At 54.4% G+C, this 21,001-nt stretch carries 12 protein-coding genes; 2 read left to right on the top strand and 10 right to left on the bottom strand.

Translation table 11 applies throughout. The annotated features are described in order from the left end of the window. Positions 1-7: 7 nt before the first annotated feature. The 10 genes from Q1K76_RS00840 to Q1K76_RS00795 all read right to left on the bottom strand — a co-directional run bounded on the left by Q1K76_RS00840 (position 8) and on the right by Q1K76_RS00795 (position 17,554). Positions 8-946 (bottom strand): EamA family transporter, encoded by a 939-nt coding sequence (locus tag Q1K76_RS00840; RefSeq protein WP_300130331.1) that lies wholly within the window; start codon positions 944-946, stop codon positions 8-10. An 85-nt stretch (positions 947-1,031) separates the two neighbouring features. Next, on the bottom strand, positions 1,032-2,390 hold the full coding sequence (locus Q1K76_RS00835; protein WP_300130329.1) for an undecaprenyl-phosphate glucose phosphotransferase: 1,359 nt from the start codon (positions 2,388-2,390) through the stop codon (positions 1,032-1,034). 153 nt (positions 2,391-2,543) lie between these two features. Beyond that, complete coding sequence (locus Q1K76_RS00830; RefSeq protein WP_300130326.1) at positions 2,544-4,319, bottom strand: DUF349 domain-containing protein; 1,776 nt, start codon at positions 4,317-4,319, stop codon at positions 2,544-2,546. Between the two features lie 127 nt (positions 4,320-4,446). Next, entirely contained in the window at positions 4,447-5,271 is an 825-nt protein-coding gene (cas6, locus tag Q1K76_RS00825) for a CRISPR-associated endoribonuclease Cas6 (protein ID WP_258326449.1), read from the bottom strand. Between the two features lie 5 nt (positions 5,272-5,276). Continuing rightward, the gene (locus Q1K76_RS00820) at positions 5,277-6,545 is read right to left on the bottom strand and encodes a pitrilysin family protein (RefSeq protein ID WP_258326450.1); all 1,269 of its coding nucleotides are present in this window, start codon (positions 6,543-6,545) and stop codon (positions 5,277-5,279) included. A gap of 4 nt (positions 6,546-6,549) precedes the next feature. Next, a complete protein-coding gene (locus tag Q1K76_RS00815) occupies positions 6,550-7,323 on the bottom strand; it encodes a peptidylprolyl isomerase (RefSeq protein WP_087408094.1) in 774 nt (257 codons plus the stop codon). Between the two features lie 273 nt (positions 7,324-7,596). After that, the gene (locus Q1K76_RS00810) at positions 7,597-10,185 is read right to left on the bottom strand and encodes a choice-of-anchor J domain-containing protein (RefSeq protein ID WP_087408095.1); all 2,589 of its coding nucleotides are present in this window, start codon (positions 10,183-10,185) and stop codon (positions 7,597-7,599) included. A gap of 125 nt (positions 10,186-10,310) precedes the next feature. Further along, a complete protein-coding gene (locus Q1K76_RS00805) occupies positions 10,311-12,893 on the bottom strand; it encodes a choice-of-anchor J domain-containing protein (protein ID WP_300130324.1) in 2,583 nt (860 codons plus the stop codon). Positions 12,894-12,910: 17 nt separating this feature from the next. Then, the gene (locus Q1K76_RS00800) at positions 12,911-16,573 is read right to left on the bottom strand and encodes a choice-of-anchor J domain-containing protein (RefSeq protein WP_300130321.1); all 3,663 of its coding nucleotides are present in this window, start codon (positions 16,571-16,573) and stop codon (positions 12,911-12,913) included. Between the two features lie 603 nt (positions 16,574-17,176). Then, on the bottom strand, positions 17,177-17,554 hold the full coding sequence (locus tag Q1K76_RS00795) for a hypothetical protein (protein ID WP_087408098.1): 378 nt from the start codon (positions 17,552-17,554) through the stop codon (positions 17,177-17,179). Between the two features lie 265 nt (positions 17,555-17,819). Here Q1K76_RS00795 and Q1K76_RS00790 point away from each other — a divergent pair, with 265 nt between their 5' ends. Beyond that, positions 17,820-18,782 carry a hypothetical protein gene (locus Q1K76_RS00790; RefSeq protein WP_300130318.1) on the top strand — a complete coding sequence of 321 codons (963 nt, stop codon included), beginning with the start codon at positions 17,820-17,822 and terminating at the stop codon, positions 18,780-18,782. Beyond that, positions 18,751-20,931: a hypothetical protein gene (locus Q1K76_RS00785; protein ID WP_300130316.1), complete on the top strand. Its 2,181-nt coding sequence runs from the start codon at positions 18,751-18,753 to the stop codon at positions 20,929-20,931. The genes Q1K76_RS00790 and Q1K76_RS00785 overlap by 32 nt, the downstream gene beginning before the upstream one ends. Positions 20,932-21,001: the final 70 nt, after the last annotated feature.

Below are 21,001 nucleotides of genomic sequence, written 5' to 3'. Positions count from 1 at the left end.
CCGGGATTCAACGCCTGTGCAGAGGGACGGACCGCAGGGCATGCCCGATGACGGTGGCCACCTTGTGCACCGGTATCGCCTTGGAGGCGATGATGAGCAGCACGGCTACCAGAATCATAAAGATACCTATACCCAACCGCAGCGTAAAGGCTTCGCCGAAGACAGTTACCCCCACGACTACGGCCGTGAGGGGTTCGAGTGCGCCCATGATGGCCGTGGGTGTAGAGCCTATGGCGTGGACGGCCTGCGTCATGGTGACCAGCGAAATGACCGTGGGCACCAAAGCCAGCATGATGGAGAAGAACCACATGCGCGGCGTGGTGAGCGGCTGCAGCGGCGTGTGACTGCCGAGCGAGGCTTGCAAGGCGATGGCCGCCATGCAGACGAGCAGTACATAGAAAGTGAGCTTAATCGACGACATGACGATGGACGAGCGGTTGACCACCACCATATAGAGGGCATAGGTGAGGGCCGAAACCAACACCAGCACCACCCCCGTGGTGTTGAGCCCCACACTGCTGCCGCCCCGATAGAGCAGCGCGATACCCGAGAGGGCCAACAGTATGGAGAAGACAGTGACTCCCGACAGCCGCTCCTTGAAAAAGAGGGCCATGATTACAGCCACCATGATGGGATAGACGAAGAGAATGGTGGCGGCAATGCCGGCATCGAGGTAGTGGAAACTGGTGTAGAAGGTGAGCGACGATACGGCAAAAAGGATGCCCAGCGTAGCGAGGGTCTTCAGCTCCTTGCGCGACAGCTTGAACGACTGGTGCTGCGCCCACATGATGCCGGCGAGAATAATCACCGCAAACAGAAACCGGTAGAAAAGTACCGAACTGGAGTTCAAACCCTCGCGGTAGAGGTAGAGGGCACCCAGCGGATTGGTGCCGTAGCTTACTGCCGAAACGATACCGAGTATCGTGCCTTTGACTTTTGTACTCATTTGCTATCCCTTTTTCGGGGTGCAAAGATACACACGACATTGGTCTCGAAGGATAAGTTTCAGCCTGTTTTTTTCGAAGGAGCTGTCAGAAGGCGTTCTTCTCGCCCTTGAAGGCATTGACTACGGTGAGGAAAATAATCTTGATGTCGAGCCAGAAATTCCAATGCTCGATATACCACACGTCGTACTCGACCCGACGCTCCATCTGCCACAGTTCGCGGGTCTCGCCCCGGTAGCCGTTCACCTGCGCCCAGCCGGTGATGCCCGGCTTGATGAGGTGCCGCAGCATGTACTTGTCGATAATCTTGGAGTAGTCGTGGGTGTGCTTGACCATGTGGGGACGTGGCCCGACAACCGACATATCGCCCAGGAATACGTTGATAAACTGGGGCAGCTCGTCGAGGCTCGTCTTGCGCAGGAATTCGCCCACCCGCGTCTTGCGGGGGTCGTGACGCGTAGCCTGCAACTCGTCGCTGGCGGCATTGACCCGCATGGTGCGGAACTTGTAGCAGTTGAACTCTTTTCCCCGGAAACCGGTGCGCTTCTGCTTGAAGAATACGGGGCCCGGCGACGAGAGCTTGACGGCTATGGCGATGGGGATGAAAATCACGGGCGAACATACCAGCACGACTGAGGAGAAGACCAGGTCGAAGGCCCGCTTCAGCATGCGGGAGTAGATGTTTTGCAACGGCTCGGGATGGAGCGAGAGTATCGGCACGTTGCCGACCAGCTGGAACTCGAGCTGCCGGTGGATGTAGCGCCCTACGTCGGGCACCATGAAGAACGAGATGTTGTGCGACTCGGCAAACTTGAGCAGACGGGTAATCTTCTCCTCCTGCCGCATGGGCAGAGCGCAGTAGATTTCGTCGACGTTGTTGGCCGTAGCAAAGGCCTCGACGGCCGAGCAGTCGCCCTGGAAGTTGGGCAACGACTTTTTCAAGGCAAGGTTGTCGTCGAAGAATCCCATAAACTTGTAGCCGTAACCGGCATCGGAACGCAACTCGTCGAGCAGCTTCGTACCCATGGCACCGGCCCCTACAATAACTACCCGCTTGAAGTTGTAGCCCTTGCGGCGGAAGTATTTGAGCAGCTTGCGCGAACCTACCCACCAGACGGCCAGCAATACCGAGAGGAGCAGGTAGAACTTCAGCAGCACCAGCGAGCTGATGTCGTCGATTTGCAGGAAGAATATCAACAACAAAAATGCCGCCAGATGGCTCAACACCGACTGCGACACTTTAATCAACACTCTGTCTACATGGAGGATACGCAACTCGTGCACCTTGCCGAAGAAGAGGAAAACGGGGAAATACGAAAGATTGAGCAGGAGCCAGATAATCTTCTCGGCAAAGCCCCCTTCGAAGCCCCCACCCCACAGGCACACGGCAGCATAGGCGATGTTCAAACAAAAGAAATCTCCGATGATAATCAGCGACTTTATCATATGTCCATACCGACCTCGTGCCATTGTTTCTCTCTCTTGTTCCGATCTATTTTTATTCGACAAACCTGCGCTCCCCACCCGGTTTGGGTACCGCGGGGGAAATAACAGGGCAACCCGGTTTGGAAGGGTCGCCCTGCGTTGGCATCTTATTTACTACAAATTCTTATCTATAAGTTGCACCTTCTGCTCGATAAGCTGCATCTCTTCGCGGATTTTCTGCATCTTCCGCTCCATCTCCTTCAAGAGGCCGCTCGACTTCTTCGACGAGATGTTCAAGAAGCCGATGTTGTTTTCGTAGGTTTGCAGCTCGGCTTTCTTCTGGTCATACATGCGCAACAGTTTTTCGCGCTCGCGATAGAGCTTGTCGTGGTTGCCGTCGGCCATTTGCTGAACCGAGGCCGAGAAGTTGCTCAGGCGGTTGCGAGTCTCGGTCATGTTGAGGCGGGCAAAGAGGATGTCGAGTTGAGCCTGATACTCTTTATAGATCTTGTCTTTCTCCTTGAAGGGTACATAGCCGATGGTGCTCCACTGGGCCATCAGTTCGCGTACGGTCTTTTCGGCTTCGGCCGGGTCGACCGACTCGTCGATGGCCTTGAGGCGGGCAATGATGTCGCGCTTCTTCTCGAGATTCTCCTGCTCGGTTTGACGAGTAGAAGCCAGCTGGCTGTTCTTCTGAGCAAAGAAGTAGTCGCAAGCGGTTACGAAGCGTTTCCAAATGGCGTCGGAGTGTTTCTTGGCTACGGGGCCAATGGTCTTCCACTCTTTCTGCAGAGCTACGAATACGTCGGTCGTCGCCTTCCAGTCGGTGCTGTCCTTGAGAGCCTCGGCCTTTTCGCACAAGGCTTTCTTCTTCTCGAGGTTGGCGGCCATCTTCTCTTTTACCTTCTTGAAATACTCGGCCTTGCGGGCAAAGAATTCGTCGCAGGTCTTGCGGAAGCGCTCGAACAGCAGGTTGTTCATCTTGCGCGAAGCGAATCCCAGGGTTTTCCAGCGGCTTTGCAGGTCGAGCACATGCTTGGTGGCCTCGTCCCACTGGGCAAACGAGTTGAGGGCATTCATGTCGATGGCCTCAATTTCTTCGCACAGCGCCGTCTTGGCCTCTTCGTTCTTGCGCTCAACCTCTTTGCGCGCCTCGAAGAAATTTTGATACCGCTTGTTTACCTCGGTCGAAGCATCCTTGAAGCGATTCCACAACTCCTCGCGCAGCTCCTTGGCCACGGGACCGATGCCCCGCCACTCGTCGTGAAGCAGCTGCAACTGCTTGAAGGCAGCCACCACGTCGTCGTTGGTGAGCAAGGCCTCGGCAGCCTCGCAAAGGGCTGTTTTCTGCTCGAGGTTCTTCTTGAAGTCGTAGTCGCGCAACTCCTTGTTGATTTTCAACAGGTCGTAGAAGCTTTCGACACAGGTCTGGAAACTCTTCCACAGGCCCGATACCGCAGCCGAGGGGAGGTCGCAAGGTTCTTTGAAAGCCTGCTGCAACTCCTGGAAGCGGGTGTATTGCTTGTTTATGTTGTCCGAATCGGCGGTAATAGATTTCATCTCTTCCAAAATCTGCTGCTTGCGGGCCAGATTCTCCTCGCGTTGTTTCTCGAGCGAGGCGGTATATGCGGCCTTTTTCTCGCGGAATACAGCCAACAGCGATTTGAGCGTCTCTTCCTGCTCGTCGGGTGTGGGGACGAACTCCGACTCGGGGTTACCGGCAGCGACGAAAGCATTGCGAGCCTCTTCTATTTCGATTTTTTTCTGTTTATAATAGGCTTGTTTCAATTCATCGACCTCTTCCTTCACCTCTTCAACCGGGCCCTCAATCAACTTTCGCAACTCGTCGATAATCTCTTCTCTCGAAAGTTTCGGAGCCGGCTGTGCCGAATTTTGTTCCTCCTCGGCGGGAGTCATAGTTTGACCTGCATGGAGTTCTTCTGCATTCATATCAGGTTTTTCAAGCTCTGTTGTCATAGTATATTCAGTTTTATGAAAGATAAAATCTTTATTCTCTATACAAATTAAAAAAATTTTTTTGTCATTTCATACAAAAAAGTCATATAATTTTCACGAATCAATCCTCTTTTTCGGGAAGTGGCGCCTCTTTCCCGGCAGGAAGGGCCTCACGACGGAGTATTTCGATGCAGCCGAAACCCAGGTTCACCTTCTCGCCGATGCCGGTCTCGTACATGATTTGATGCAACAGAGGGTCCATCGACACCCTGAATTTGTACATGTAGCCGATAACCTTCGACTCGTCGGGGGTAAATCGCATCATAAAGATGCCTTTACGCTTGGGCTCGGATAGAAGAGTCCACGAAAAATCGGTATTCCCCTCGAAGGGGTGACCGAATATTCTTTCGTACTTGGACAGAATCGAATGGTAGAAACAGTCGGCATACGAGGGATGGTCGGGCCCGATGTACTCCATGCTGCGGTTGGAACGAGCCACCATGAAGACAATGGGCGAGAGGGCCAGATACTCCGACACGGGGCCGAACTCGGGCGCAGGACAGTCGATAATCTCCTCGACCGCGAGCTCTACCCGGCTGCGGCGATCGCCCAGCACAAAGGTGGTATCTGCAAAAAGCGTCTCGACAAACTCGCGTGTCCCCCGTACGGGCAGAAACGAAATCCACATCTGTACCTTCTTGACCAGAATGTGCAGCCTATCGTTCTCGACCCGGATGCGCGGAATGTAGAGGTTGGAAAACGAAAAGAGCCGGTTGCGACAATCGTCGACCGGGGCAAACCCGTTGCTGGAAAGCCAGTGCAAGTAGGCATCGAAATTTTCACGAATGCGCCGATACACGGCTGCCGACAACTCGTACTGATAGCTTACCGGCAAAATGTTGCCAAAACTTTCGGACTTAACCGCCAAGACTAATTTGAATCGCATAATAACTACTCTATATCATTTATCAAAGGTGCACCGGAGGGTATCGACTTATACCACAAAGTCGAACTGTTTTCCGGCACAAACAAATCTCTTGCAACTCGCTGTAAATCGTGTGGAGTAAGACGCTTGTAACGGTCGACTTCACAATCGATATTTTCGGCTCCGCCCAACAATTCGTAATAGGCCAGGTTGGTAGCCTTGTTCAAATAGTGCAAATTGGAAAACAGGTCGTTCGACTCGAAACGATTGACCACCTTGTCGAGCTCACGCTGGTCGACAGGCGTGTCGCAAATGCGGCGCAACTCGACGTCGATGGCTGCCTCGCCCTGCTCGAGCGAGACACCCGGCGAGAGTTTGCCCTTCACCAGGAAGAGCCCCGGCTCGATGTCGCCGGTTACCGAGGCGTCGAGCTCGGTGAAGAGTTTTTCGTCCATGACCAACCGACGGTAGAGCCGCGACGAACGGCCTGAGGAGAGCACATCGGAAAGGGCATCGCAAGCCTGATAATCGGGGTGCCGACGGGCCACCATGTGATAGGCCTTGAAGATGGCATCGAGCGGCACATCGCGCTCGACCGTCTGACGACGGGGCTGGGTCTGCACCGGCTCCTGCGGCAGATGGCGCGGAGCAATCTGTCGGCTGGGTATGGGGGCAAACCACTTTTCGCACAACTCGACAGCACGCTCGAAAGGCAGACTGCCCGAGATGCACAGGATGGCATTGTTGGGGGCATAGTGGGCAAAGAAGAACTGCTTCACCTCGTCGAGCGTAGCCTCGGCTATGTGCGAGACCTCACGGCCGATGACAGGCCACCGATAGGGGTGCACCCGATAGGCCATGGGTCTGAGCAGCAGGTACGAGTCGCCATAGGGTTGATTCAGATTCCGCTGCTTGAACTCCTCGATGACCACCTGTTTCTGCACGGCCAGCGACTCGGGCGAAAAGGCGAGGCTGAGCATGCGGTCGGACTCCAGCCAGAAGGCGGTCTCGATATTGTGTGTGGGAGCAACCGTGTAGTAATTGGTCACATCGTTGCTGGTCCAGGCATTGTTCTCACCCCCGGCCTTTTGCAGCGGAGTATCGAAATCGGGGATATGCACCGACCCACCGAACATGAGATGCTCGAACAGATGGGCAAATCCGGTGCGCGAGGGTGACTCGTCTTTCGACCCTACATCGTACAGCAGATTCAACGCCGTCATGCGCGTAGAGGCGTCGTAATGGTGTATGATGCGCAAACCATTGGACAATATGTGACGACGAAACGGTATCACTCTCTTACTCCTCGATTTTCATTTTTATGATTTTGACATCGGCCACAGGGCGATCGGCGGCACCGGTCTCGACCTGCTGTATCTTGTTGACCACGTCCATTCCCTCGATTACCTCGCCGAATACGGTATACTCACCATCGAGATGGGGCGTACCGCCCACCGTGGTATAGGCCTCGCGCTGTGCCTGAGTAAAGGTGCGCTTGCCCTCACGCTTGATCTGCTCCTGCATCTGGGCTACAAGCGTATCTTGCAAAGCCTGCAACCCCTGCATGTCGCGAGCCTTGCGCATTTTGATAATCTCCTCGCGATGGTTGGCGGCCAAAGCCTGGAATACCGACTGTTGCTGTTGCATCTGCATCTGACGCTCCATCTGGTCGAGTTGCTGCGGGTTGTACACTTTGCCGGTAACGATATAGAACTGCGAGCCCGACGATGCCTTTTCGGGATTCACCTGGTCGCCCTGTCGGGCCGCAGCCAATGCCCCGCGTTTGTGGAAATACTTGGGGTAGACAAACTCGGCCGGGAGGGTATAACCCGGGTCGCCCATGCCCAGCATCTTGCCGGCGGGGGCATTTCGGGAGGTACCGTCGCCTCCCTGTATCATAAACTCGTTGATTACACGATGAAACAGTGTTCCGTCGTAATATCCCTCCTTGACCAGCTTCACGAAGTTGTCGCGATGCGCGGGGGTATCGTCGTACAGTTTCACCTTAATGTCTCCCATTGTAGTCTCCATAAGGACAACTGTCTCCTTATGGCCGTTTGAGGCACAACTCATGTTGAATATTATTAGCGATAAAAAAATAAAACAAATACTCTTATTCATATAACTCCTGTTTAGCCGCGTCGGTGCGAATCATGAAAGTATGCAAATAAAAAAACATCGGCCGTATGGACCGGGCCGAGCGACTTCTATTACCCGTACTTCATTTACAAAGGTACAAAATTAAATGATTTCTTAACATAGGAAAATAGAAATTTATATTTATCAAAAAAGGCGCCCCGGATTCAGTTGTACCTAGGCGCCTTTCATTTGCTTATTTTCAGTGAGTTATCTTATCAGCACTTTTATCGTAGCGGGACCTTTATCGGTGGTAAAATATACCAGATAGAGTCCGGCATCGACCGGGATACAGATGTTTTGCTCGATTTCGGGAATCGAGGCGACCATCTGGCCTGCCGCATTATAGACCGTTGCCGACACCTTCTCGCCCGACATCGGCTCGACCCAGATGGCCCGGTCGCGGCCGTAAACCTTCGCGGCAGGGAGAGCAGCAGACTCTACCCCACTGTACTGGGTGGTGAAGAGATACTCGACCGTTTGCGACTCGCCCGACTCGTAGACCGCCTTGACACCGGCCGTGTAGGTGCCGTCGGGGAGCGACTCGAAGGTGTAGAAGTTGTCGGTTATTGCCGTGGCCTTCGTCTCGCCGTTGAGATAGACGTTGTAGGTAGCCTCGCCCACTTCGGGGGCAGGAGCGTCGACCGCAGGACCTACGTAGAAGTTGTCGACCTTGAGCATCCAACCGTCGTAAGAGACGTAATTGACGGCCAGGTAGACTTCACGATTGACAAAGTCGGGCAGGTCGACCGTCACCTCGTACCAGCCACCCTCCTCGAATGTACACTTATACAGCTCGACAAACGACGAGGGGTCGGTCGACGACTCGGAGGCCAGTACCCGAATCGACTCGGGTATGCCGGTAATCTCGCCCGGATTGCCGTAGACGTGTGCATAGAAGCGCAGCACATACCCTTCGTTGATCTTCTGCTTGGGAGCGATAAGCCAGTCGTCGGAGGCGGCCTGCTGGGCTCCGAAGAACATCACATACTTCTTGCCCCACATCGTGTTGAGGTAGCCGTCGACATCGCACGGAGGTGTCGTGGCTTCGGGATTGAAGATAAAGACAGGCGACTCGCCGGCATCGAATCCCGGGAAGGTGACATTCTGCCCGTTGACCGAGAGCAGATAGTGCTGCAGGCGGTCCTGGTCGTAGGTAACCCAGTCGCCGAAACGGGTGGCAAAGTCGTCGTACTCTTCGAAGCTATCGCTCCAGCCCAAATCCTGATTCCAACGGAAGAGGGCGTCGGTCGTATGGCTGTCTTCACGGTAGGTAAAATCGACCGAAAGGTTGTAGGGTTCGGTAATCTTCTCGACCAGCGAGAGGTCGATGGTCATGTCCCGATCGATATTGACAAAGGTATCGAGCGGCATGTAGCGGTCGTCGTTGATGCCGATTACATACTCGCCCTTCTGCAGCGAGGCAAAGTGCGATAGGCCCGACCGTATGGTGTCGGTCACCTGGTAGCTGCCCGAGAGATAGCTCACGGCAATTCCATCGGCCGACCCTCCGTTGACGGTCACCTGTACCTTGACATCGGCATAAGCCGAGGCTGCCGGAACTTCGATTTGGGTAGTAGCCACCGACGACTCGGAAACCCGGTAGACCGACTTCACACCCAAGGTGTGAACGCCGGCCTCCAGATTGTCGAAGAAGAAGGAATTGGTCTGCACCGAACCTACCTCGCGATTGTCGAGATAGACGGTGTAACTTTGCGGGTCGTCGCCAGCCGCTATATTGCGATGACGAATTGCCCGCGGCAACCGCGCCTTTACCTGCGAGGGGTTCAGCTTGGCCGACCCTACGAAAAAGTCGTCGACCATCAGCATCCACCCCGCCTGGGTAATATACTGAATGGCTATATAGACATCTCGACCTTCGTATTTCGAGAGGTCATACTCGATTGTACTCCATGCGCTCCACTCTACCGACTCGTAGTTGCCTTGCGTCAACGGGATGAAATCGCTCTCGGCGGTTCCGGTCGTCGAAATCCACACCTTGAAACGCTCGACAGGTGCATCGGCAGCCTTGGCCTTGAAACGCACGACGTTGTTCACTCCCACATGTATCTGGGGCGTGATGGCCCAGTCGTTATTGGTGGTACCGCTGGCCGTGCGGATAAAACCCATGTACTTCTTGCCGCTGTACGACCGCAATTGCGGTGCGTAGAACCACCACGAGACGGGATAGACATCGCTGCCGTCGGAGGTTACCGAGACATAGGCTTCGTCGGGAGCCACAATCGTGGCATACTGCTTCAGCCCACTGTTGGGATAACCGCCCTGCATGAGTACGGCGGCCGACTCCTGGTCCTTGTCGATACCGGTCCACGGCGTAAGGTCGAGAGTAAACGAGGGGTAGTCTTCAAAATCGTCGAAGAAGTAGTCGGTCTCTTCGTTCCACACCAGCGAGGCATCGTTGGTGCCCGTCTTGGGGTCGTGCGCCAGTACCGCCTGCAGGTTGTAGGGGGTTCGCACCGGCTCTTCCATCACAATCTTGAGCACCGTATCGCTCTGTATGTCGAGCTCGGCATTGTCGTAGGTCTTCAATCCCTCTTTCTCAATAACCAACCGGTGAATGCCCGGATATATACTTTTCTCGGTATAGACTCCGTTAGCTCCCAATACCCGGTTATAGACCAAACCCGACTCGGTTCGCTCCAGATAAAAGGGGGTTCCGCTCATGTCTTCGCCCGTAACGGAGGTGACCTGCAAGGTGAGCGAAACAGTCTGCTGAGCCATCGCCGCCAGGCCCCAGCCGGCGAGGGTCATTACCAGAGCTAAAATTTTTTTCTTCATTGCTTTTCTATAAAAATTTGGTATTTACGTATCGTTGTCGTGTGCTGTTCGCAAAAGGAACAAAGAGGGCTCCATCGACCAGGAGCCCTCCGGGTATATTCTCCCCCACCCTGCGGGGGTAGACTTTAGCGCTTCATCACCCGTGTCGTAACGACGGTGTCGCCCTGAGTGAGAGTTACGAGATATATGCCAGCAGCCAGGTCGTGCATCGAGAGCGACTCGACATCGGCCGCCTCGCGCACACAGTTGCCGGTCAGGTCGTAGACCCGCACGTGAGCCACACCACCGCTCCAATAGAGGTAATCGGTCGTGGGGTTGGGATAGATGGCCAGACGGGGTTGCGACAGTTCGTCGACGGCCAGGGTGGGCATACCGGCCAGGTCGCCCACATAGATTTCGTCGAGTGAACCGCCCGCAGACGAACCGGCATTCTCGGTGGCGACAAAACGCCAGCGCAGATTCACACTCTTGCCGGCATAGGGAGCCAGCGATACATATTTGTGACGCCACCGGGTGCGGTCCTGGGTATAGGCCAACGTAGTCCAGTTGTCGGCATCGACGGCCCGAATCTCGAAATAGAGGGTACCCTCGGTATCGTCGACCTCGTCGAGCGGCAATTCGGTAACGGCTTCATTTTCATATCCTGTCTCCAACCGGTTGCACAAAGCTCCACCCCAGGCAAAAGAGGCCACCATGTCGCCCGTTGCAGGGAGGACAATGACCGGCGTGGTGAGCGTAGACTCCTCGCCGGCATAGTTGTGCCATACCGAGGCCGAATATTCTCCGGCATATGGGCCGATATTGTTCGATTTCCACTGCTGTATGCCATCGCCCTGATGATTGGCGGCCCAACCCATGGGCGGCACGGCACCCGTCTCGAATCCTTGGGTGTAGGGGAAGTCGCGAATCGACTGGTCGGCCATGGTGGTAAACGACCAGGTGGCAACCTCGTTGCACTTACCTACGGCATTGTAAGGTACAACTTTCCAATAATAGGTCGTGGCAGGTGTGAGCATGGGAATCGTATAGGATACCGAAGCGTTTCCATCGAGCAGAATGCCATCGAGCAGCGAAGTGGGATTGTTTTCATCGGTTCCTACCGAGAGTTCATACCCCTCGGCAAAAAGGGAGGGCTCCCACGAAAGGGTGAGCCGTGCGTAGTCGACATCGGTAGCTCCGTTGGCAGGAGTGGGCGTAGTGATAGCCAGGGGAAGGTCGCCCACGCCATAGAGTTTGGGCAATACCACATTGTCGAAATAGATGTCGGTCACCACCATGTTGTCGAGGCCGCCGTCGCCGATTTCGAACTCGTAGGTCCAGCGCAGATAGACATCGTCGCTCACTACGAAGTTGCCGTCCCGGTCTTTGATTTCAATCTCTTTTTGTACCCACTCGTTGTAGCGGCTGTCGTCGAGCGAACACCACAACTCGGTCCAATCGGTGTCGGAACCCTTCTTGTAATAGCAAATGAAGTAGGTGGTGGGAAGGAACGAGTCGTCGATATACTCCTCGCCGGTGGTTTCGATGTAATCGAATTTCACCTTACCGTTCCCGGCCGAGAGGTCGAGACGGGGCGAAACGATGTCGCAGGTAGTCATGCCGCCCACGGTTACCGACTTCACACCCGAGGTAGCTATGCCCTCGATCGTGTGCCAGCCTTCGTTGCGCGACCAACCGGCCGGCGGGAAGATGTCGCCCTCGAAACTCTCGAGCGTATACCCCTCTTCGAGCATCACTTTGGTTCCCGAGAGGTTGACCGAAAGGGTTCCGCCATTGGTGTGAATCTTCATTACCGTGCTGCGGGCCCCTTCGACCGTGGGGTTGTAGTTGATGCGATACGAAACCTCTTCGCCCCGCTTCAGCGACACCGTGGCGGGATCGAGCGTGGTAGAGAAGTCGGTACCCTCGAGGCCTTCGATACCGGTGATGGTCAAGACACCGTACCCGATGTTGCGAAGCGTCATGGGCTCGGACTGAGCCAGATATCCAATATAGGAGTTGGAGAAGGCATACGACGTAGAACCTTCGACCTCGGGAAGCTGCTCAATCTCCTGATTCCCCACCTTCACATCGTCGACAGCCAGCGTGGCAGCGGTGTAGTTCTTGTACAACACCGACTGAAAATAGAAGGCAATCGACACGTTTTTACCCTCATAAGCCTTCAGACTTATGTTGGGAGTCAGTTTCTGCCAGTTAGTCACACTGCCGGTAGCCGTTCTATCCCACGGCCAGGGCAGACCCGAGTTTTCTATATCTTCCTGTGAAGCCACATCCCAAAGGTCGTTCCAGGAGGCTCCGTTGTCGGTCGATACCTTGATAACGAAACGACCGTATGTTTTTTCAGACGGGAGAAAAGCCGAGGCATTGCACCAGAAGACAAACGACAGTGTAGCATCTTGAGCTATATTTACAACCGGAGTAATGAGCCACTCCTCCTTCGAGATACCGGCTGCACCTTCGGAATAATTGCTTACTACCTCGGCACAACCCGACCCGGCGATGGGCGACCCCGTGATTTCGTTCCAATTCAAATCCCAATGTGCAAAGGCCGTCGCCTCGAGGTTATCCGGCAGTTCGGTACCTGTGACAGTCCACCCTTGCGGCGGGAAATTCTGACTCTCGAAATTCTCGTTCAACACAAGATTTTCGGCGGCAAAAGCCCCTGCGCTGCCAATCAGCAGCGCGAGGGAAAGAAAAAGTTTTTTCATAGTAAACATAGTTTCGATTACTTTTTAACGATTTGGGTGGTTCGATGCTCACCGGCAGTTTGTACCGTCACCAGATATACTCCAGGAGCCAGCGCCGACATGTCGAGACTCTCGACCTGCTGAGCGGACAATACCTGTTTGCCCGTAATATCGGTAACGACTACACGGTCGCACGTTTCCTTGAAATAGAGCGTAGATGCCACCGGGTTGGGATAAACCTCGAGGCAATCGCCGTTCACCTCGTCGATACCCGAACCGTCGGTAATATTGAGTACAATCTCCTGTACCGTAGTTTTGGAGCCGTCGGTCACCGAAAGTTTCATAATAATCTCTTCGGCCTGTCCGGGGATACCCGACAATGTACCGCCGTTGGTACCCGGGGTATGGGTAATCCAGAAGGGTTTGCCTTGCAGCGTCACGGTCAAGGCATCGCCATCGGGATCGGCTACGGCATAGTTGTAGGTCCAGCGTTTGCCCACGGTAGCGGTAGTCTCGGGCACCGTAGTAAAGTAGGGCGCATTGTTGTCGCTGGCTACGTATTCGAAATTCTCGAAATAGAAGTCGTCGAAGAAGGTGACAAAGCCCTGACCCGGCGTATTGTTGCGGATGGCCACGTAGATGGGTTGTCCGGCATATTGACTCAGGTCGACATCAAACTCGGTCCACGACGTCTGGCTGTCGCTGTTGTTCTTGTGGGGTACCTGTACCGATTCGAATCCCGAAACGGGCGAGAAGCTCGACACGGCATTGTCGGTGGTACTTACCAGTACGGTGAGAGCGGCAAAGGGGTGATAGGTGTTGTCGCCGTCGTACGACTTGGCATAGAAGCGGAAGTGTGCATCGTCGCGAGCGGTCATCTGGTCGCTGATAATCCAGTCGACAGCCTCGGAAGCATCGCTGGCAGCCATGGTAGCCAACAGTTGGTCGCCCGAGCGGGGATAGATGTTGCGCCAGTCGGCACCGTCGGGTTCGGGCAATTGGTTGATGACGATGTAGGCATAGGCGGTACCGATGTTGGGATAGTTGATCATCACCGGCGAAACCGTAGCGGCGTGGTCGGCATCGACCGTGGTAAAGCCTTTGGGAGCAATGGAGCCGAACTCGTCGTCTTCGAAGCTGAAGTAGCGGGTGTACATGCCCAGTGCGTTACCCGATACGGGGAACGAAATCGAGGGAGCATCGTCGAAGGTGATGGTCATTTCGTCTTCGACCAGGGCCGAGGTTGTGCCGGCGGCAAAGGTGATGTTGAAGTCGACACTCTCGCGGCTTTCCAATACCATGTCTTTGTGCAGCGAGGTAGAGAAGTTGGCGTTGGCAAACGATACACCGGTTATCGTCATCGTCTTTTCGCCATCGTTCAAGAGGTTCAGCATCGCAGAGGTAACGGCTTTGTTGTAATTGACATCGCCAGCTGCCCACGAGGTGGCGTTGATGACTGCTTTACCGGCAGTGGGAGCCTCTTCAATCAGGATTTTGTCAAGCGATGCACCCGAACCCATATAGTCGACCGTGCTGTAACGCCAGCGGAAGTTCACCGTCTTGCCCCGGTAATCGGAGAGGACGATGCGTTGGCGTTCCCAGCTTTGCCCCTCATCCTGAGCTGCCGAGATGAATGCCAACTGGTGCCAAGCGTTATCAACTTTGATTTCGAAATAGAGCGTATCCTTATTGATGGTGGTCGTGCCTTGTACCGATTTGCTCAATCCGGCCGGTACGGCATTGCCCCAATAGAAACTGATCTGCATGTCCTTATCGGCAGGCAATGCAAAGGCAGGCGTCTGCAGAATGCCCTGCTGATGGGAACCGCCGGCCGAAATGTAGGCCGAGCCCTTGCCGTCGTACGTGGTGTAGTTGGTCAAATCCCATTCGGTATACCCCTCGCCGATGTTGCGCCAGCCCAGCGGCGGGAATGTCTCGCCGTCGAAACCTTCGGACCAGGGGAAGGTGCTCACGGTCTGGTCGGCCAGCGTGGTGAAGCTCCATACCTCGGGCGAAGGCGTTTCACCTGCTTCGTTGCAGGCAACGACTTTCCAGTAATAGGTAGTAGCATAGTCGAGTACGGGGAGGGCATAGGAACACTCGGTCACCTCGGCACCATTGACTACCGAGAAGTCGGAGGCCGATTTTCCTACATATACCTTATAGCTCTGGGCAAACTGTACGCCGCCCCAGGTAAGTACGAGCTCTTCGTTGAAGACATCGACAGCCCCATTCTCGGGCGAAGGAGTCGTAGCAGCCCCAGGTATCGAAGAGCTACCGTAATAGGGCGGCAAGATTACATCGTCGAGGAAAGTTGTAGAGTATTCGGGCAGGTCGTCCCAACCGCCGGTCGACAAATCGACGTCGAGCACATATTTGAACATGACATAGCAGTTGTCCGAAGCCGGAGTACCCAGGTCGACAGTCAGGTGCTCCCAACGGTTGATGGAGTCACACGAGGCTATCTGGGTCCAGGTATTCTTACCGTCTTTGGAGAAGTAAACCTCGAATCCGCTCTCGGAGGTGGCGGCATCGTCGGCCGTGGGTTCCCACACGTTGGCATAATTGAACTGCAACTCATACGAACCCTCGGAACAGTCGAGACGAGGTGTAACCAGCGTGGGGTTGTTCTCGGCAAAGCTACACGAAGCGGAATAATCGCCCGAGGTTGCATAGGCACTACCCTGTGACCAACCCTCGTCGGCCGTCCAGCCCAACGGCGGGAAGGTGCCGCCCTCGAAGCTCTCGAGATTGTACTCGTCGGGGAGAATGATCTTGGTTCCCTCCAAAGCGATGGAGACATCGCCGCCATTGGTGTGAATCGTCATCGTAGCCGACTTGGCACTCAAGGCCGAAGAGGGGGTATAGCGCACGTAAAATTCATATTCGTCACCCGGTTTTACCGAGACATCGGCCGGAACCAAATCGGTAGAGAAATCGGTACCGTCGAGTCCCGAAATGCCGGTTACGGTAAGTGAACCTACACCCTTGTTGCTGAGGGCAAACTTGTCGGACCACTTGCCTACCCCGATATAGGTACCCGGGAATATGTAAGAGGTGGGGGTAACCTCGGCTATGGGAGCCTCGATAGCAGCACCCGATTCGACCAACACATCGTCGATCCAGGCACAGTTACCTTTACCCGAACCGCTCACCAGCAGACAGTGCACAAAGGCAATCTTTATCGTCTTGCCGGCATAGGCTTTCAGGCTGAGCAGCGACGAGTTTACGGCCCATCCCGTCCAGGGATAGACTACGCCACTGTTCTCGACCTGCTTCTGGTTGAGGAACGAGAAGATGGTAGTCCACGACTCTCCGTCGTTTTCGCTCACGCGCACCTGCAAGTCGTATTCGTTTTTGAAAGCGGCAGCCGACGCCCCTTCCCACAGGAACGACAAATTGTAATTGGTATTGCTCAACGTAATTGCCGGAGAGATAATCCACTCCTCCTTTACCGGTTCAACAGGATCCCACGATCCGCCGTCACAAAACAGACTTATCGAGCCAGAAAGCGCCGACCGCCCCGTCTCGAGAGTCCAATGGTAAATGGCACCCTCCTGGGTATCGTTTACTACCGTCCAGCCATTCGCTGGGAAATTGGTTGCCGTCCAAGATTCAAAATTCTCGTTCAGCAAAACCTCTGCTCGCAATCCCACTATAAACAGGAAGAAAGCACAAATAAGCGTAATTCTCTTTGCCATCGTAAATATATTATTAGGTTTATTATGAAATTACATTACATGCAAAAACCAACAAAATATTACAACTATTTATTCACCTCTTGCAAATATAAAAAATTATTCGGAATAAACCTATATTTTCTATAAAAATATCACCATATAAAGCCGTATTTTTTAAACTTAGAATATTTATACAAGATAAAACAAATGTTATTTTTATAAAATTATAACTATTCCAATTGAGCTTTACAGTCAAATCCTGCGTAAGTATAGAAATTATTTCAAGTCTATTTAGCTATATAAACAATTAAGAATCAACCATATAAAAATTTATTCCACCAAAAGCGGCTACTAACAAAAAAATACTTCAAGAGTAAAAATCGCTACAAAAAGATTGATTTTATCGAGCAAAAACAACAAACATAAAAATCTCCAAGAAAAGCCAGAAGGGGGACAGGATAAATGGCCGGGAAGAAAACGGAGATGCCTTACAAGGGAAGAACAGGAGAGAGGAGCATCAGAAACAAGAACGCCGCCTCCTGCGCTGCTGCGAGCAGAAAAGCGGCGTATCGTTTATACGGATAACCGGGTAGATGCCGAGTTGTACCTTATTATATAATACAATTACATCACATCGTTGGCATAGACCCGCTTGTAAATACGGCGGAAATTGTCGCTCTGCCGATTCAACTCATCGACATGCGTCTTATAATCCTCGCCCCAAATACCCGACAGCAAATCGACAATGTATTTGTGTTCACGATCCTTTTGGAGCGAAGCGGCAATGAGCTTATCGATAATCTCCCTGTATTTGTCGGGGCCGGTGGCATGCAGATAGAGCGCAGCACTCACGGTAATCTGGCCGGTGAGGTCGACCCGGATGATATTGTCGGCCAAAGCAGGCATATCGTCGTCGCAGGTACCCATGTGGTTGGCAATATACTCATAGGTGAGCAGGCCATCGGTATCGCTGCTTAATATCTTTTTCAAATCGTTATTCATAGTTTGCCTTCTTTTGAATGACACAAATTAAATAAAAACTTTTGTCGCCACAAAATATTTCATAAAACAGTTTGTGCGAGGAGGCCAAAAAGCCTCACTTTTCGAAGCGGATTCCCAACCCAAGGAGCCTTCTTTACGAAATAGGTCGCACAGAAGCATTTCATACAGCCCGATAGCCATTTCGTACAGTCGGACCAAAAACAGTGCTGTCCATGCAACCATTTCACCATCTTTGCAACAGACTCCTCAAAAACAAAAACAAACTATGAAACTGCTACACCCCATCGGCCTGGTACTAATCGCGACAAGTGTGCTTATCGCGGGATGCACACGCCAGAACAAGACAACCGCGGAGTTTGCGAAACACAACTCGGTCTATTACTGGAAAACGACCTTTGCCCCCGACTCGGCCGAACGAGCCTTCCTGGCAGAGCACGACATCGACCGCATCTACCTGCACATGTTCGATGTGGCCGTAGAGCCCGACTACGAGACCGGCGGCTCCGAAGTCGTGCCCATCGCCACGACTCGGTTCGAAGCACGGGTACCCGACGAGATAGAGATTGTACCGGTCGCCTATATCACCCTCGACGCCCTGCGGGCCATGGCGGGGAAAGAGCGGAAGTTCGCCCCCCTCATCGTCGACCGGCTGCTGGCCATGAGTTCGTATAACGAGTGCGGAAAGATAAACGAGATACAACTCGATTGCGACTGGACGGCATCGACCCGCGAGAGCTACGCCGTGTTGTGCCAGACGGTCAGAGACTCGTTGCAGAAAAAGGAGATAGAGCTGAGCATAACCGTGCGGCTGCATCAGTTGCGCGAACCGGCACCCCCGGCCGACCGGGGTGTACTGATGCTGTACAACACGGGGGCATTGAAGGGGCACGACACCCGTAACTCGATACTGGACATCGCCGATGTAAAACCCTATATGACCCGGAAACGGTACCCGATTCCCCTGGACTATGCCTACCCCGTATTCGGCTGGGGTGTCAAATTCGAGGGAGAAAAATTCGTATCGATTGTGACCGAGGCCGACACGGTGTCGCAGCCCGGCGAGTCGGTGCGGCGAGAGCGGCCTGCCGCAGCCGAAATAGTAGCCGTCAAGAAGCTGGTCGAAAGCTATTTGGGCCAACCGGCAAGCGGCAACCTGCTGTATCACCTGGATTATGCACAACTCAAACACTACACCCATGAAGAGATCGATCAGATTCTTGGCCGTTAGTCTGGCCGCTCTGTTTACCAGCCACGAAGTTGCTGCCTGCTGGGAGCCCTGGTATGCCCCGGAAGAGTATTATATGTATAGAGTGTATGAGTCCGATTCTGCCGACCCATCGCCCCTCCGGGAGGACGAGGAGAATTGCCGGGAGTGGCAGCGGCTAACCTCGCCCGATATTCCTACGGCCGATATTTACCAAGCCGTATACAAGATGCCGCTCGAGGAGCTCGAACGGGTAGAGACTCACCGAATGGGAAAACACGACAACCCTTTCGTCGCGTGGATTGCCCAACGCGATACGGCCCTGCTCGACTTCCTGCTGCTGGCCAAGACCAACGAGTACATCCGCCTGAAGCGCAACTCGCGCTGGTACTACCCTTCGATGAAAATCGGGGCACGTATGACGCTCGAAGAGGTGGCCGAACATGCCCTGTCGAACCGGGAACCCAGACTGCGCGACCGCTATCTGTTGCAAGCAGTACGGGCACTCTTCACGCTGGGGCGATACGAGAGCTGCATCGACCTGTGGGAGTCGGAGGTGTCGCGACTGCCGGCCGACAACCTGATGCGCCGCCTGATCGAGCCCTACATAGCGGGGGCCGAGGTACGCACGGGACAAGCCGAGAAGGCTCTCCCCTACTTTGCCCGGACCGGTGACGTGGGCTCCATTCTCTTCTACACGGGGCAAGGCAGCAAGAACGTGTCGACCGTCGACGCCCTCTCGCTCGTGTGCCAATATGCACCGAACAGCCCTTACATAACTCAGACGTTGCAGAGCTACATACGCAGTCTCGAGGTGCCCGACACCTTCTATCCCTGCGATACGGCAGCGATCCGGGCCGAAAAGGCGAAGCTGCATGACCTGAGTATGAAGATGGCCCGCAACAAAGAGACGGAGGTACCGGCCATGTGGTACTACACGGCCGCCTTCCTGTCGGGCCTCGACGGAGAGACCAGCCAGGCCTATCGACTGCTGCGGCTGGCCGAGCGGGCCCGGTCGAACCCGTTTATCGACGCGTCTATCAAAGTATTCCGCATCTACCTCGATGCCCGCACACAACCCTGTAACCGGGCTTACGAGAGGCGACTGTTCCAGCAACTCGAGTGGCTCGACAAGCAAATCGTAAACCACCTGACCGACCCGGTACGCGACGAGACCACCCACGGGTACAAGCTGATACGATGCGCCAGCTTTTACTACTGGAACGACATGATGCGCCGCATCGTGCTGTCGGAGGTATGCCCCCGCATGCTCCAGGCCGACCAAACGACCCGGGCGCTGCAACTGGCCAACATGGCCGACAACCGGCTGCTGGGAGTCGTAGGCAAACAAGAAGTGACACTTGTCACAACCGACGAAAACGGAGACTCTCGGTTTGTGCAACAGGTATTGCCGCTGGACAAGTACCGATACTCGGGCGAGTTCAACGCATTCGATTACAGCAACCACTTTTTCGAGATGATCGACAGCCTCGGGACCGACGCCGCCATCGCCTACGTGCGGCGGGTGCAACGGCCGCAAACGGCATTCGACCGATTCCTCAACGCCCGGGGCTACACGGGCAACGACTACCTCAACGACATAGCGGGCACGCAATGCCTGCGCGCCATGCGATACGGCGAGGCCATCGGCTATCTGGGTGCCGTGAGCGAGGCCTACAAGCGCCACCTCAACGTAGAGGCGAAATACGACCCCTTCGCCGTACGGGCTACCTCGACCGAAAATCCCGCCGATTTCAAATTTGCCTTTGCCCGGGAGATGCATTCGCTGGAGCAGAACCTGCAGACGACCCGGGAGCCCAACCGCAAAGCCCGGCTGATGGTGCGCTATGCCATCGGGCTGCGCAACTCGTTCGACCGTTGCTGGAGCCTGACCCAATACTACCGGGGCAGCTGCTACTGGGGGCAGGTGTGCGAGAAGCGCGACTGGGAAAACGACCGATATACCCGCGCGGCTCTGGCCCGAGCCGAAGCCCTCGTACGGCAGGCTACCGCCCTGGTAACCGACGATGAGACGGGAGCCGACATACACTACACCCTGTGCAACTTCCGCACCGTGGCCCGGCGATACCCCCACACCCAAAAAGGGAAACTGGTTCGGGGTCATTGCGACCATCTGGCTGACTATCACGCCGAAAAGGTCGGACGTCGTTGAACCGGACCTTTTGCCGATGAAGCCCTGAACGACACATCGAAAAGCAGCCAAGCACGCAAAAAAAATATAT

It is taken from the genome of uncultured Barnesiella sp. (genome assembly GCF_946496565.1).
Taxonomy (GTDB): domain Bacteria; phylum Bacteroidota; class Bacteroidia; order Bacteroidales; family Barnesiellaceae; genus Barnesiella; species Barnesiella merdigallinarum.
This window is presented reverse-complemented; position numbering and strand designations above follow the sequence as displayed.